General features: G+C 42.8%; 11 protein-coding genes and 1 pseudogene. 7 read left to right on the forward strand and 5 right to left on the reverse strand.

Going from position 1 to position 15,098, the window contains the following annotated elements:
- Window positions 1-2,095: 2,095 nt before the first annotated feature.
- Window positions 2,096-3,484: a nodulation protein NfeD gene (locus H0W62_13220; GenBank protein ID MBA3649489.1), complete on the reverse strand. Its 1,389-nt coding sequence runs from the start codon at window positions 3,482-3,484 to the stop codon at window positions 2,096-2,098.
- Window positions 3,485-3,545: 61 nt separating this feature from the next.
- On the opposite strand from H0W62_13220, the gene H0W62_13225 reads away from it, so the two are divergent.
- Both H0W62_13225 and H0W62_13230 read left to right on the forward strand, forming a co-directional pair.
- Window positions 3,546-4,367, forward strand: coding sequence for a LysM peptidoglycan-binding domain-containing protein (locus H0W62_13225; GenBank protein MBA3649490.1), 822 nt, complete (start codon window positions 3,546-3,548; stop codon window positions 4,365-4,367).
- A gap of 170 nt (window positions 4,368-4,537) precedes the next feature.
- Window positions 4,538-7,438 carry an SBBP repeat-containing protein gene (locus H0W62_13230; GenBank protein ID MBA3649491.1) on the forward strand — a complete coding sequence of 967 codons (2,901 nt, stop codon included), beginning with the start codon at window positions 4,538-4,540 and terminating at the stop codon, window positions 7,436-7,438.
- Between the two features lie 12 nt (window positions 7,439-7,450).
- On the opposite strand, the gene H0W62_13235 is transcribed toward H0W62_13230, so the two are convergent.
- Both H0W62_13235 and H0W62_13240 read right to left on the reverse strand, forming a co-directional pair.
- Complete coding sequence (locus H0W62_13235) at window positions 7,451-8,005, reverse strand: NUDIX hydrolase (protein MBA3649492.1); 555 nt, start codon at window positions 8,003-8,005, stop codon at window positions 7,451-7,453.
- A 67-nt stretch (window positions 8,006-8,072) separates the two neighbouring features.
- Window positions 8,073-8,783 (reverse strand): NAD-dependent deacylase, encoded by a 711-nt coding sequence (locus H0W62_13240; protein MBA3649493.1) that lies wholly within the window; start codon window positions 8,781-8,783, stop codon window positions 8,073-8,075.
- A gap of 109 nt (window positions 8,784-8,892) precedes the next feature.
- Here H0W62_13240 and H0W62_13245 point away from each other — a divergent pair, with 109 nt between their 5' ends.
- Complete coding sequence (locus tag H0W62_13245) at window positions 8,893-9,453, forward strand: hypothetical protein (GenBank protein MBA3649494.1); 561 nt, start codon at window positions 8,893-8,895, stop codon at window positions 9,451-9,453.
- Window positions 9,454-9,564: 111 nt separating this feature from the next.
- On the opposite strand, the gene H0W62_13250 is transcribed toward H0W62_13245, so the two are convergent.
- Complete coding sequence (locus H0W62_13250) at window positions 9,565-10,065, reverse strand: DUF1572 family protein (GenBank protein ID MBA3649495.1); 501 nt, start codon at window positions 10,063-10,065, stop codon at window positions 9,565-9,567.
- A 131-nt stretch (window positions 10,066-10,196) separates the two neighbouring features.
- Between H0W62_13250 and H0W62_13255 the strand changes: the two genes are divergently transcribed.
- From H0W62_13255 to H0W62_13270, 4 genes and pseudogenes are all read left to right on the forward strand, one after another.
- Window positions 10,197-11,738, forward strand: a complete 1,542-nt coding sequence (locus tag H0W62_13255; GenBank protein ID MBA3649496.1) for an acyl-CoA carboxylase subunit beta — start codon at window positions 10,197-10,199, stop codon at window positions 11,736-11,738.
- Between the two features lie 103 nt (window positions 11,739-11,841).
- The gene (locus tag H0W62_13260; protein ID MBA3649497.1) at window positions 11,842-12,729 is read left to right on the forward strand and encodes a hypothetical protein; all 888 of its coding nucleotides are present in this window, start codon (window positions 11,842-11,844) and stop codon (window positions 12,727-12,729) included.
- Window positions 12,730-12,877: 148 nt separating this feature from the next.
- Window positions 12,878-13,784 (forward strand): annotated as a pseudogene (locus H0W62_13265) (spore photoproduct lyase family protein).
- A gap of 142 nt (window positions 13,785-13,926) precedes the next feature.
- Complete coding sequence (locus H0W62_13270) at window positions 13,927-14,220, forward strand: hypothetical protein (protein ID MBA3649498.1); 294 nt, start codon at window positions 13,927-13,929, stop codon at window positions 14,218-14,220.
- A gap of 142 nt (window positions 14,221-14,362) precedes the next feature.
- On the opposite strand, the gene H0W62_13275 is transcribed toward H0W62_13270, so the two are convergent.
- Window positions 14,363-14,977 carry a hypothetical protein gene (locus tag H0W62_13275; GenBank protein MBA3649499.1) on the reverse strand — a complete coding sequence of 205 codons (615 nt, stop codon included), beginning with the start codon at window positions 14,975-14,977 and terminating at the stop codon, window positions 14,363-14,365.
- Window positions 14,978-15,098 lie beyond the last annotated feature (121 nt).

Genomic DNA, 15,098 nt, shown 5'->3' on the forward strand with positions numbered 1-15,098 from the left:
TTGATTAGATTATCAGTATCCGCATATTTAGCGATATTCTTACTATTACCCAGTTTCAATAATATTAGGAGGATTATTATTCATCAAAGATATGGTGAGTTTTTTTAATTATATGAAGTTTGTTTAACGGTCTCCGCACCCTCTCACTTAATTTCTTTTGGCTTGATCCAAAAGAAACATCTCGATTTATTAGTGGTCAAGGCTTCCGGAAAACGAAGCGCTTCCCAGAAAATGAAAGCTTTTATTAAAGCTCTGGTGCTATTGGTTTGCGGCGCTTTGAGGTAGCACATTTTTCCTTTGCTATCGCGCAATTCATTTCATATGCTTCTTTTTCCGAAGGCCAATTAAAAGTTTGAGCAGCAGGGATCGCATGGCTGCTTCCCCCTACCCTCTAACTCCCTAAAGGGAGAACCACTCCCCACTGTTCGAGTTTTTTTGAGCGTGGAAGTTCCCCTTTAGGGGACTAAGGGGTTGCGGTGCTATATTAAGTGAAGCATAAAATTACCGTTGACGAGCCTTATTTACTTTCCGTCATGCTGAATTCATTTCAGTATCTTATCAAACTCACTTTATTTCTTTTGGCTTGATCCAAAAGAAACAAAAGATCAAGGCTGCCGGAAAAATAAGCGCTGCCCATCCTCATTCGGAAAAATGAAAGCTTCTAATAAAAACTATAGATTGTTGGTTTTGCACATCTTTGATGTAGCACATTTTTCCTTTGCTATCGCGCAATTCAATGCATATGCTTCATTTTCCGAAGGCCAGTTAAAAGTTTGAGCATTACGTATCGCCGGGCCCTATTTTATTTCATCATGCTGAATTCATTTCAGCATCTTATCAAACTCACTTTATTTCTTTTGGCTTGATCCAAAAGAAACATCTCGATTTATTAGTGGTCAAGGCTTCCGGAAAACGAAGCGCTTCCCAGAAAATGAAAGCTTTTATTAAAGCTCTGGTGCTATTGGTTTGCGGCGCTTTGATGTAACACATTTTTCCTCTGCGATCGCGCAATTCAATGCATATGCTTCTTTTTCCGAAGGCCAGTTAAAAGTTTGCGCAGCACGGATCGCATGGTGCTTCCCCTACCCTCTGACTCCCTAAAGGGAGAACCGCTCCCCACTGTTCGAGTTGTTTTGCGCGTGGAGTTTCCCCTTTAGGGGATGAAGGGGTTGCGGTGCTATATTAAGTGAAGCAGAAAATTACCGTTGACGAGCCTTATTTACTTTCCGTCATGCTGAATTCATTTCAGTATCTTATCAAACTCACTTTATTTCTTTTGGCTTGATCCAAAAGAAACAAAAGATCAAGGCTGCCGGAAAAATAAGCGCTGCCCATCCTCATTCGGAAAAATGAAAGCTTTTATTGAAGTGCTGGTGCTGTTGGTTTGCGGCGCTTTGATGTAGCACATTTTTCCTTTGCTATCGCTCAGTTCATTGCATATGCTTTTTTTTCCGAAGGCCAATTTAAAGGTTGAGTCGCATTTACTGCATCGCCTTACTTTATTTCGTCATGCTGAATTCATTTCAGCATCTCTCATCATTATTATAGACCCTGAATCAAGTTCAGGGTGACGGTTTGAGGAATGGAGGGCTATTTGCTCCGCTACCCTCTGATTCCCTAAAGGGAGAACCGCTCCCCACTGTTCCGAGTTTTTTTGAGCGTGGAGTTTCCCCTTTAGGAAATGAAGGGGTTGCGGGGCATATAAGTGAAGCAGGAAAATACCCGTTGACGAGCCTTATTTACTTTCCGTCATGCTGAATTCATTTCAGCATCTCTCAAAATACTTTAGACCCTGAATCAAGTTCAGGGTGACGAATGGGGGACTGTTTGCTTTGCTACTCTCTGACTCTCCCGAGTTGGCGGGACAGGCCTAAAGGGAGGACCGCTCGGCATTGTTTTGAAGTTTTTTTTGAGCGTGGTTTTTCCCCTTTAGGGGACAAAAGGGGTTGCGGGGCATGATTAAAGCCGCTTCTCCGCTACCCTCTGACTGTCTAAAGGGAGAATCGCTCCGCACTGTTCTAGTTGAGCGTGGATTTTCCCCTTTAGGGGACAAAAGGGGTTGCGGGATAAGTTCAGGGTGAGGGTGTCAGGAAGGCTAAGAGATCGTTTTTGCTTTTCGCACAACCAGTATATTTCCACTTACCTCAATTACTGTTACCTGTTCTCCTCTTTCGATGAGGCCGCTGTCTGCCATGGCGTCGAAGCGCTCGTTATCTATTTCAATTTGTCCGGAGGGACGCAGCGTGGTGATTGCAATACCTGTTTTATGGATGAAAGAATTTAACCGATGGCTGGAGTGTGACTCATGGTAGCTGGAGGTGGATTCCTGTGTCTGAGTAAGCACAAACCCTTTGAGCATCCGGCTTTTGAAAATATTCCGCCCGAAAGCAAGGAATAAAAAGAATGCCGTGGCGAGCGGCAGTAGTACCCGTACCAGGGCAAGCAACACATCGTGCGTATTAGTGAGTGAGAAATCAAAGTTCTCATTCCTGACCAGTGCCAGCGTAAGGCCGGAGACGATGCAGACGATGCCTATTCCAGCCAGTGCGCCAATAGTGGGCACCACAAAAATTTCGACGGCAAGAAAAATAACACCAACCACAAAAATCAGGATTTCCCAATGTTCGGCAAGGCCGTCTAAATACAATGGGCCGAAATAGAGCAGCGCTGCGGTGATGGCTGCAAGTATCGGGAAGCCGGCTCCCGGATGCTGGAACTCAAAATAGATACCACCCAGTATCAGCATGAGTAAGATGCCGTTCACGAAAGGATTGAGCAGGAATGATATAAAATAATCGAGCCATGTGGTATCGTATTCTATTATGGAATACGAGGCTACGTGAGCCTGCTTCAGCACTTCCTCCGTGGATTCCGCGATGCCATCGCAATAGCCATATTTTTCTGCCTCATGTGCGGTGAGTGTGATGATTCGGCCGGTATCTGCAATATCTTTCAGATAGTTGTTAGGCGTTACCATGCCTTCAGCAATCCTGGGGTCACGGCCTGTCTGCTCCGCGGTAGAGCGCATGATGCCGCGCATATAAGACTGGTACTTATCAGGCATCACTTCCCCTGATTCATTCACCACAGAAGCTGCCCCGATCTTGGCATCACGCCGCATGTAAATGCTGTCGCAGGATATGGCTATCAGTGCGCCTGCAGAAGCGGCATTGTTCTGTATCCAGACCAGCACTACAGGCTTCGCATGTAAAAGACGCACCCGGATAGAATCTGCGATATCCAGCTGGCCTCCGTAGGTGTTTAATTTGACGACTACATAATTGCAGTGTTGCTTTTCTGACTCATCGAGCGCGCGCTTTACCATGCGCCACGCCGGTGGAAAGATGCCCTGGTTGATTTCAAAGACATATACCTTTTCCTGTGGTGCAGGAGGTGCTGCCACAGTTATCATCGGAAGATTAAAAGATAATGAAACCAGGAGTGAAAGTGTGGTAAATAACTTTGGTTTGATCTTTGAACTCATGATCTCTTCCACTTAAATTTATATTTACAAAGGTTGATAAAAATTATCATTGTCTAAAAAAATGAAGCTTCGGTTACTTTCAGCAGCCTGCCTGCTGATGCTCTGCTCTTCCGTGCAGGCGCAATTTCTGGGCATCGGTAAAAACAAGCATAAAACGCCATACGATTCTCATGTTGTGGTTCAGGGCGAAACCGTCTACGGCATTTCACGCAGTTACCATACTACCGTAGATGAGCTTCTTGCCATCAATCCTGCCATTAAGAATAAGGCAGTATCTATTGGCGAAACCATTAATGTTCCTTTTATATCGAGAAAAGACAGGAGAAAGGATAAGGAACGGGAGAAGATGCTTCAGGATGCCATTGTATATACCGTACAAAAAAAGGAAACACTTTATTCAATTGCGAAACGCAATAATACCAACGTTGCAACCCTGAGGCAATGGAATGACCTTGCTGATGAAACGGTGCAAGAAGGCCAGCAGCTGATTGTCGGATTTAAGAATGAGGCATTGAAAAAGATGAATGACGTTGCTGCTGAAACGGAATCAAAAGTTGAAGACGAAGAAGGTGATGTCCCTAAGAACGAATCTTCGGATCCTGCCAGACCAATGGTTACGCAAAAAGGGGCTGCCCTGTGGATACGGAGTGTGGATGATAACGGGGGGTTGTATGCGCTGCACCCGACCGCACCTATTGGGAGCGAAATAACTGTGAAAAACCTGATGAATAACAGGACGGTATCCGTGAAGGTGATTGGTAAGCTTCCGGCCACTTCTGAAAATCATAACATTCTTATTAAGCTTTCTTCTTCTGCCGCGAAGCAATTAGGGGTGCTGGATGCAAAATTCCAGGTGGAATTGCAATATCCCCAGGCACATTAACAACATTTTATTTTATGAGAAATCCTTCCATCGGATATGTTATTTATTAATAATTACAGTTTTAATTTTTTCTAATTTCGTAAAGCTTCAGCATATGACCTGATCTGCATAACAATGAAACGATAGTTTTTCATTGATAATAATTTTACGGTATTCAATTTTTACGCCTTATGAAAAATAAATACAAATTAATCCTGGCGGCGGCTTTTTTTATTGGACTCCATTCAAAAGCTGCTGATTTAAAAAATCGGGACCCCAATACCGGCTTTGTTGAAAACAGGGGCCAGGTAGCAGATCAGTATTACCAAAGCAGGGCAGATGTCCTGTACCTGTTCAGTACCTATGATTTTAAGCTGGTGCTGCGGAAGAACGGCTTTAGTTACGAGCAATGGAGCCAGGTATCATCGGGGGCAAACAAAAATGAGTCAGGCATTGATAATGCAAATTTGGATGAAGACGATGCCGGTGCGGCCATAGAAATAAGAGAACGGTCTTTAGTTAACCGCATAGATATCGGCTTTGTGAACTGCAAAAAAAATATCGATGTTACTGGAAGTGATCCGGAAAATTTCTTCCTGAATTTTTATACTTCAGCAAACCCTCAAACGGAGGTACCGGTATTCAATAAGGTTACCTATAAAAATGTATATAAAGACATTGATTTAGTATTTTCATTTACCGAAGACCAAAGCGGAAAAAGAGTACCCCAGTATGAGTGGTATATTCATCCTGGCGGGAAAAGTGGTAACATACAGCTCAGCTATTACGGAGCTGCCGGGATATCTGTGAACCCCGATGGTTCACTGCATGCAGTTACCGCTCTTGGATTTATCAATGAAACAAAGCCGGTAGCATTTTTTGACGACGGCACTTCGAAAAGAGCCATATCATTCATCGTTAAGAATAACAGTATCTCCTTTGGAGCGTTAAAAACGGGTTTGGATAAAACACTGATTATTGACCCCGTTATATCATGGGGTACGTATTATGGTGGACGATCTCTGGATCTTCCCGACGAAATAGCAGTAGATTCTTCCGGAAACAGCTATATCACCGGCCGCACGAAATCGAGCTCGAAGATTGCAACAAGCAATGCATTTGATACCCATTATGATAATGAAGACGACATCTTCTTAGCACGGTATAATTCAAATGGTAAATTGAAATGGGCTACTTATTACGGGGGCAGGGGAGATGATGTTGCCTATGGAGTATTGGTAGATCCGAACCAGCAAGTTGTTATTGGAGGAAAAACTAAAAGCGATACCGGGATTGCCAGCTATGCCGGAAAGTGTACCATACAGTGTAAATACACAAAAAAAAGCCTGGATGGTTTTTTAGCAAAGTTTACAGCAGATAAAGGGACTTTAAAGATGAGCACTTACTTAGGCGGTCCGGGGAACGATGAAATTCTGGGCATTGCCTGTGATGCTGCCGGCGATATATATGCCAGTGGCTATACGGAAAGCGATACGGGTATTGTATTGGGAGACGTAGAGGATTCGACGTACGGTGATTTTCTGGATCCTGATACCCTGGATGGTGATATAATAATGATGAAATTCAATAATGCCCTTACGGAACGGATCTGGGGATCTTATTATGGCAGCAGCGGCCGCGACAGGGGCCATAATGTTTGCGTAGATCCTTTCGGACATGTCTATCAGTCCGGCACGATTGAAGGTTCGTCCAAAAATCTTGCAACCTGGGGAGCATGGGACAAGAGTAAATCGGGCGGCCTTGATGCCTTTATTTGCAGCTGGACTTCGACAGGTAAAGTAGCATGGTTCACCTACTATGGAGGTAGCACCGTGGAGCATGGACGGGGGATTTGTGCAGATGAGGGAGGTAATGTATATAATGTGGGTTACACCAATAATGTATGCAAAGACACGATATGCTTTGACTTAGCCTCGCAGGGATCCTTTAAGACTGTTCATCCGACCCCTGATGATGATGGTTTTGTGGTGAAATTCGATTCTACAGGTCAAAGAATATGGGCGAGCTACTTCGGAGGCAGGGGGAATGATATTGTGCGCTCCATAAAGGTGGCCCCGGCAGGAGCTCCAATATATATAGAAGGAATGACGCGGAGCGGAAATAATCCTGTTACAGAGGATGCTTATCAAAAGGTGCTCAATGGAAAGTCAGACAATTTTTTTGCAAAGATTAACTGGGAGGGATCTCAACTTATCTATTCTTCTTTTTATGGTGGCGCAATTGATGAGACTCCTTATAACAATGCATACTATGAAGGCACACTGGATATTGATCCTGCCGGGAATATTTACATTGCTTCCTGTACGAACAGCGAGGACAGTATCTCGACGGACGGCACTTCCATCTTAAGGCCGGATCAGATGGATGTTTATGTGGTTAAGTTTACGGATGCCTGCGGGGGCGATGAGGATCCGTTTGAGCCGAATGACAATTATGGCAAGGCACCGAACCTCCCCTTTAACCCGGTAAAGAATACGGTCACCATTCACGCATTAATACAACAAAGCAATGATGTGGATTATTTCGCCATTGTTCCACCCACTCCTTATTTAAAGGTGATATTATCTGGCCTGTCTGCCAACTATGATCTGTATTTATATAATGTTAATGAGGAGGAAGTTGGCTATTCCACGAATGCAGGATTAACAGAAGATACCATCCTGTTTAACAACGTAATTGTGGGCGAACGCTATTACGTGGCGGTAATACCAATTGACTCTTTCAGCTATAGTGCAAACCAATGTTATACGCTTAGCCTTTCCGGCAGCACTATTCCTTTCAGAATGCAAAGCAACCTGGCTCCTGGTTCTGAGGAAGAATTTGTTGCCTCATTGTTTCCCAATCCTGCCACTTCAGCATCCAGCCTTATAATCAGGAATAAAACCCGGGATGACTTTACAGTTACCATTTTTGATTTGCCTGGAAATATGATTTCTTCAGAAAGACATCACCTTCTTATGGGGGATCATTCCATTCCCTTAAATACCGAAAACCTCAGCGGAGGAAGTTATTTAGTTCAAATAAATACGGGCACCAAACAGTCTGTTTTAAAGCTGGCTCTTATAAAATAAAATCGAATGGTTTTACAGTATTCCCTGATCGATCAATAGCTTTGCTTTTAGCACGGTTATGATGGTGAGGGCATCCTTAATTTCATCGCGCATCACTTTCTGGTACAGGTCGTGGAAAGGAATTTTTTTCACCTGGAGCACCTCAGTTTCTTCTGGCTCGGATTGGTGGAAGCTTAATTCTTTAGCGGCGAACAGAATCCCTTTCTCATCAGTACCTGAATTGGAAAGATGACACTCTGCAATTTTCATCCAGCGGGCTGCACTTATTCCGCACTCTTCCGACAGTTCCCGCTTCGCCGATTCCAGTGGCTCGATTCCATGGGGGCCTCCGCCTTCCGGAACCTCCCAGCTGTATTCTTTTACCGGAAGACGAAACTGACCTACTATCCAGGTGTTGTAGTGCTCATCCAGAGGCAATACACCAATGGCGAGGTTCTTAAAATGAATCACGCTGTAGATCCCTGGTTTTCCAATAGGGTTAGTGACCTGATGCTCCGACACATTTACCCAGGGATTATCGTAATATTCATTGGTGCCGTTAATTTTCCAGGGATTCTCTTCAGACATTAAAATTAATTTTAGATGTTATAAGATTTTAATTTTTGAAAATGGTATTATTTATTCCGTCAGAAATTTAAGTACTATCTCCTCCATATTCATTGATTAATCTTTCTGCCAGTTCCGGAACACCAATGGTGGCATTCGCATTTACAATTTCCAGGTTCGGTATGTGACTTACCTCCGGGATGTGCGGATCAACCAAAAATTTTAAAGCATCATAAGGTGCATACATGGCAAGGCCGGCAGCAGGATAAACCTGGAGTGAGGTTCCGATTATCATTAGAATTTCCGCTCGCTGTGTTTCACCGATTGCTGCTTCCATTTGAGGAACATCCTCATAAAACCAGACGATATGGGGCCGGAGCTGGCTGCCATCTTCTGCCAGATCTCCCAGGTTAATTGTATCGGGGCAATCATAAATTAAAGACGGATTATTACAGCTCCTCGATTTAAAAATTTCTCCGTGCAAGTGGATGATATGGCTGGACCCTGCCCGCTCATGCAGGTCGTCTATGTTTTGGGTAATGATGGTTACATCAAAATATTTCTCCAGCTCTGCCAGCGTTTTATGGCCGGCATTAGGCTGAGCGGTGCGTACTTTTTTCCGCCGTTCATTATAAAAATTCAGCACCAGCTGCGGGTTCTTCTGAAAGGCAAATGGAGTTGCCACATCTTCAATACGGTGCTGTTCCCATAAGCCATCGGAATCACGAAAGGTCTGTATTCCGCTTTCTGCACTAATGCCTGCACCGGTGAGTATTACCAGTTTCTTTTTCTTAAGCATGGTTGATATAGGCAACAATTACTTTGCAAAAATAAGAATGTGGCAGTCTATTCCCTCTGAATGTTTCGGTTAACTTTGTAATCGGAATACACTAAACGTTAATTCACTAATGCCATTTTTTTTGCGAAATATTGATACACCTCCTCTATTAACACTTATTTTTTTTCTTCTTTTTTCTTCTTTCGAAAATTTTGCCGTCAGGGCTCAGACCCATGAGACAAATGCACCAGCTCTTTTGCGGCCGGTGCAATATGTAATCACGCTTGCGCCGGTAAACGGAGGTAAAGCGTACCATGTATATCGCAATGCTAAGATTGTTGCGAACCTTAACAACGGTGTGCTGATATCGGGTAAGGTGCGTGCAATCTCTAAAGATTCCATTTCACTCGATTATAAAAACTACGCAATCAGCAGCATCACGAATTTTAAATTTAATCCGGGAAACGCTCTTGGAGTGGCAGCGGCTATTGGGGCTGTGATCGGACTGGCAGCAATAGCGTTTACCGCCAGCTCAAAAGATAACCAGCGCAGCAGCGCAGAGGATGCAATTTTTTACAGTGGCATCGGATTAACGGCAGTAAGTGTCGCCTTACTGATTCCGAATTATTTTATTAAAAAAAACTTCCCAAGAACAAAATACGAGTATATCCCTGTTGCTCTGAATATGTGAAATGCTAACAGTATTAATTCAGGTTGCAATTAAACATCCTTTCCGCCCCATAACAGGATAATTTTTTTTAATTGGCTGAGCATTGAAAGGCTTCCATGCAACCATTAAGTATTACGGCAGTAAATTTCTATTCTCCAGCTTCTCCACTCCATCCGGAAAGCTTGTAGGCGGCTCGATCAATCTACGGTGATAGTCGATTTGACCAATATGATAATTGAGGTGGGCAATCAAATGGAATAAACGCTCTTCGGTAGTATTTCCAGGCCTTCCGTCTTTCAGCGGATATTCCGTTTTCATCTGCTCATCGCTCAAACCGCTAATAATAACTTTAACACGGTAAGTAGCTTCATCAATATCTTTCATCATTTTTGAAGTATGCATGTCTCGCTCCGAAAATTCGAGATCTCGGTTCCTTGTATAACCGGTATTTCCGAGGCCTGCGCCGATAAAATGGTTCAGATTGCCCAGCAGGTGAAGACACAAAGTGCCGGCTGAATTTTTTATGTCACGGTGGATTTGCCAGATATTACCGCGATGCGTATAGCTGCTGATCTCATATTTTAGTTGAATAAGGGCAGCTTCAAACTGTTCAGCAATAAATTGTTGCGACATAAGAGGTATTAGTTTAGCGGGTCAAAAATAAGGGGAAGAAACTTTTCATGAAAAGATATTTCTTTACGTTATTTCTGGAAGAAACTAAATTAAATTACTTACAGCAGTAACAGCTCAGGCCAGATACCATTATGAAAACAAAACTGCAGCAATTAGAAGAAAAGAAATCAAGTGCTTTGGAAGGCGGTGGTCAGAAGCGAATTGAGGAACAGCATAAAAAAGGGAAGCTGACTGCGCGGGAGCGCCTGCACCTGCTGCTGGATGAGGGATCATTTGAAGAGATAGGGATGTTCGTTACGCACCGGTCTCATGATTTCGGAATGCAAAAAGAGGTCTATTTAGGAGATGGAGTAGTTACCGGTTATGGAACTATAGACGGAAGGATGGTCTATGTTTATTCGCAGGATTTCACCGTCTTCGGAGGATCACTCTCGGAGACACATGCGGAAAAGATTGTGCGCCTGCTGGACATGGCCATGAAGAATGGAGTTCCGGTAATAGGGTTAAACGACAGCGGTGGTGCAAGGATACAGGAAGGGGTTGTTTCCCTCGGGGGCTATGCCGATATTTTTTACAGGAACACACTTGCATCAGGGGTGGTGCCGCAGATATCAGCCATTATGGGGCCTTGTGCCGGTGGGGCAGTTTACTCACCGGCCATTACCGATTTTGTTTTAATGGTGGAGAATACCTCGTACATGTTTGTTACCGGACCTAACGTAGTGAAAACAGTGACACACGAAGAGGTGACCTCTGAAGAATTAGGTGGTGCGCTTACCCATGCAACAAAATCCGGTGTTACTCATTTCGCCTGTACGAATGAGCTGGATTGCATTCAGAATATAAAAAAGCTGCTTTCTTACATACCGCAAAATTGCGAGGATATTGCTCCCGTCTATGCTTATGAAGCAGCTGATGAATCACGGCTTTTATTGAATACCATAATTCCGGAGCTGCCCAGCCAGCCTTACGATATTAAGGAAGTGATCACGCTAATAGCAGATGCGGGTTCTTTTCTTGAAGTGCATAAGAACTTTGCAGAAAACATCGTTGTAGGCTTCGCACGATTAGCAGGCAGAAGCATTGGCATAGTTGCGAATCAGCCTGCTGTGCTTGCAGGTGTGTTGGATATCAATGCCTCGGTGAAGGGAGCGCGGTTTGTTCGTTTTTGCGATGCGTTTAACGTACCGTTGCTGGTGCTTGAAGATGTACCGGGATTCATGCCTGGAACTGACCAGGAGTGGAACGGGATTATCACCAATGGTGCAAAATTACTTTATGCGTTTTGTGAAGCAACCGTACCGCGTGTTACCGTGATTACCAGAAAAGCATATGGTGGTGCTTATGATGTAATGAACTCAAAGCACATTGGTGCAGATTTAAACTATGCGTGGCCGGTTGCTGAAATAGCAGTGATGGGTTCTAAAGGAGCTGCTGAAATTATTTTCAGGAAGGAGATCAATGCAGCAGAAAATAAAGAGCAGAAGCTGAAAGAAAAAGTAGACGAGTATGCTGCGAAATTTGCGCATCCCTACGGTGCAGCCGGCAGGGGATTTATTGATGAAGTGATCCGTCCCGATGAAACACGGATAAGGCTTATGAAAGCATTTTCAATGCTCGAAAATAAGGTGGCAAAGCTTCCGAATAAAAAACATGGAAACATTCCACTGTAAGCACGACAACAGTTTTAGAATTCAGAAAACATGAAAGCGAAAACCCAGGGATAGTGTAAGTAATTGCACGGTCAGGAAACACTGAAAAAACCTCCATTACTGCGTGAATAAAAACTTCAGTGAGATTCTCCGCCGTATAGCCAATCCCTTCCTCTTCGGGAGCATCATCATTTCGCTGTGCACCCTTTCGATGCTGCTTGAAACGTATGTATTATTCGGATTAAAAATAAAACTGGACGGGCTTGCCGGAGTGGTCTTTTTTGCCACCTTATTTCTGTACAATTTTCACCGGCTGATGGGGGTTGGGCGAATTAAATCAGAGGATTACGGCATCATCACAGGATGGTCTGCGCGCAACCAGTTTGTATTGCTGATGCTTGCCATAATCGGCGCAGGCGGGGTTGGGATATTTGTTTTTCATATTGTGCCTTCAATTTTGCTTCTTCTTTTTCCGCTTGGCGCATTTTCCTTGTTATATGAATTGCCATTGGTTAGGTATAAGCACCGTTTCAACCAGATCAGGAATCTGTGGATGTTTAAGATCTTTATGATCACCGGCGTTTGGGCGATTGCTACCACGCTGCTGCCTGCACTTAACGCGGGCATTTCTCTCCGCAATCAGGAAGTATGGCTGGTAGTGGCTGAAAGGATGGTATTTATCTTTATACTGGCATTATGCTTTGATGCGCGGGATGTTCACTTCGATGTTAAGGACCATTTAAAAACGATACCCGTGCTTCTTGGTAGTAAAGGAACCAGGGTTCTTTATAGAATAAGTGCTGTTGTATTTATTGGTATCACAGCCATTCATTACGTGGTGCTGCACCATTCCCGTGGCCTGGCTATCGCAATGGCCGCATCAATTTGTTTTACTTACATTATAGTCGAGCGCGCCTTGCCGCGCCGGTCTGATTATTACTACTTGTTCCTGGTGGATGGAATGATGATTACTCAGTTTTTATTCACCATCTCGCTCTGTCAATTACAATAGGCTTGAATAGAATTTCTCAATCAGAAAAGTGAATGGCACCTCTTTTTTTTATAATGTGCATTGAACAGGTAGCCTTTCTTAAGTGTTATTTGAGCGTATATACTAAGTATTCTTAGCAATACGGTTTTTAACTCGTCGGAAGCTTATGATGCACCATAGAACGGTAGACTCACTTATCGATATTAAGGTAATTTACCTGGAGCCCGCGATCAGGAATTACCCACGCGGCTTGGAAATTTTAAGCAAATATCCCCATGCAGCTATTGTGGAGGTTCCTTCGCACTGGAACATTCCTGAGCTGCATGGCAATGAGGGTTCTGCAGATGACTGGACGAAGATCAAGCGGGATGTTCTGATTCTTGGTATAAAAAAATCACTTACTGCCAGGCCTAACACCCGCAGCTCTCATTTTGTAGCACCCTCACAATCGAATGGCTGTACCATGGCCTGTTAGCGACTGCTCTGTGGATGCAGCAATTTGTGCCAACGTGAAAGATATGATGAACCTTTTTCAAGAGATACCCAATGCAAAGCTCACCTTTGCCACAAAATTTGTGAACCGTGAGATGCTTGCATACGACCCACAATTAAAGACCAGGATCAGGTTCAGCCTGATGCCGCATAAAATGTCGAAGCTGGTTGACGTGCGCACCACTTTTATTAGTGAGCGGATTGATGTAATCAATGATTTTGTGGATGCAGGATATGAGGTGAATGTTAATTTTTCGCCTGTAATTTTTTATGAGGGATGGATTGAAGATTACATGACATTATTTGAGGAAGTAAACGACAAGCTTAACGAGAAAAGTAAAAGCCAGCTGGTCTGTGAAATTATTTTCCTTACACATAATGAGCAGTTGCATGATGTGAATTTGGGATGGCATCCCAAAGCAGAAGAGGTGCTTTGGAAGCCGGAGTTGCAGGAGGTTAAATACAGCCAGACAGGAGGCAGAAACGCGCGGTATAAAAGAGGTTTGAAAAAAGAGTTGGTGGAGGCACTTATAGATATGGTGCATTCCGAAATGCCGTATTGTAAAATCCGGTACGCCTTTTAATTACATTCAGTTATTTTATTGCTTGCTTATATATCAGAAAGTGGTTACGTTAAATGGGCTGAAGAAGAATCTATATTAACTTCACCTATTATTCACGTAAGAGTTCCTTTGAAATTCTATTGCGTATTAAAAGTAATTACATATGGATAAATTGTTTGTTGTCATCATGTCTTTGTTTCTATTTTTTTCATGCAATACCTACGATGTAGCGCCTATTAAAAGAGGATATAGTAGCCATACCGTTATTGAAAAAATCGGTGAACCGAAGCTAAAGCGAAACATGGACACTGGTGTTGACTGGTGGTACTATGGTAAAAGGCAGGTCGTAGTATTTGAAAATGATACGGTTACCCGAGTAATTCATAACATAAAATCTGAATTGGATTCTTTGAACTCTGTTCAGAAAAGAAAAAGTGCAATAATCGGAGACAAGTGAAACTATATAGCGTGAGGCATAGTTTTTAAATACAGAACATTTTAAAAATCAAAGTGAATAAAGCCGCATTAAAAAAATTAAGCGCATTTAAAGATGTTTTTGTACCACCTTATTAAAAATATTTTACTTCACCCTATCTTCCTCAATTAAAATTGTAGTGTATTCCAATTCCCAAAAACCGGTAAACATCGAAACTTCCAAATTTACGTATACTACTAATCTTGTTCGATTGATATACCGGAAACCCGTAGGCAATGCCAAAAAGATTTGCAGTTAGAGAAATTCTTTTAGAAAGAAAATATTCAAATCCTATTGAGGGTCCTGCGCCAATGTATAAAAGTTTATCCGGGGCACGATTGATTTCTACGCCAGAAGAATATTTTAGAAAACCATTGAATGATGGATTGAAATAGGCATTTTTAAACAATTTAAATTTTAGCTTTCCTCCGGCGAATACCTTTACACCCCATGATTTATGGTTAGGTGATCCGGACCAATAAGGAATAAATCCAGCTTCAAAATAAAACTTGTTTTTTATTCTGGAATCAAACTCAAATGCCAGGCCGCTATTGCGAATTATATTATTGCTAAAACTTTTTTTCTCTTTCAGGTTACTGATTACCTCTGATAAATAAGGCACAAATGTACCCAGTTCAAGGCCTGCTGAATTTTTATAATACGGATATTTAAAACTTTTTTGTCCGGTGCAAATGAAAGGTAGTAAAGCGCAGATTATAATTAAGGCAAATACTTTCATAGTAATGGAAATATTTAAACATATTAATTAAATTGTACTTTGTTCACATTCTTCCTGCGAATAAATTGCAAGTATAGCTATCCAAATCAGTAACTTCCATTCACTAAAATTTTTCGAACGA

The sequence above is a fragment of the Chitinophagales bacterium genome, from assembly GCA_013816805.1.
In the GTDB taxonomy this organism is placed as follows: domain Bacteria; phylum Bacteroidota; class Bacteroidia; order Chitinophagales; family UBA10324; genus MGR-bin340.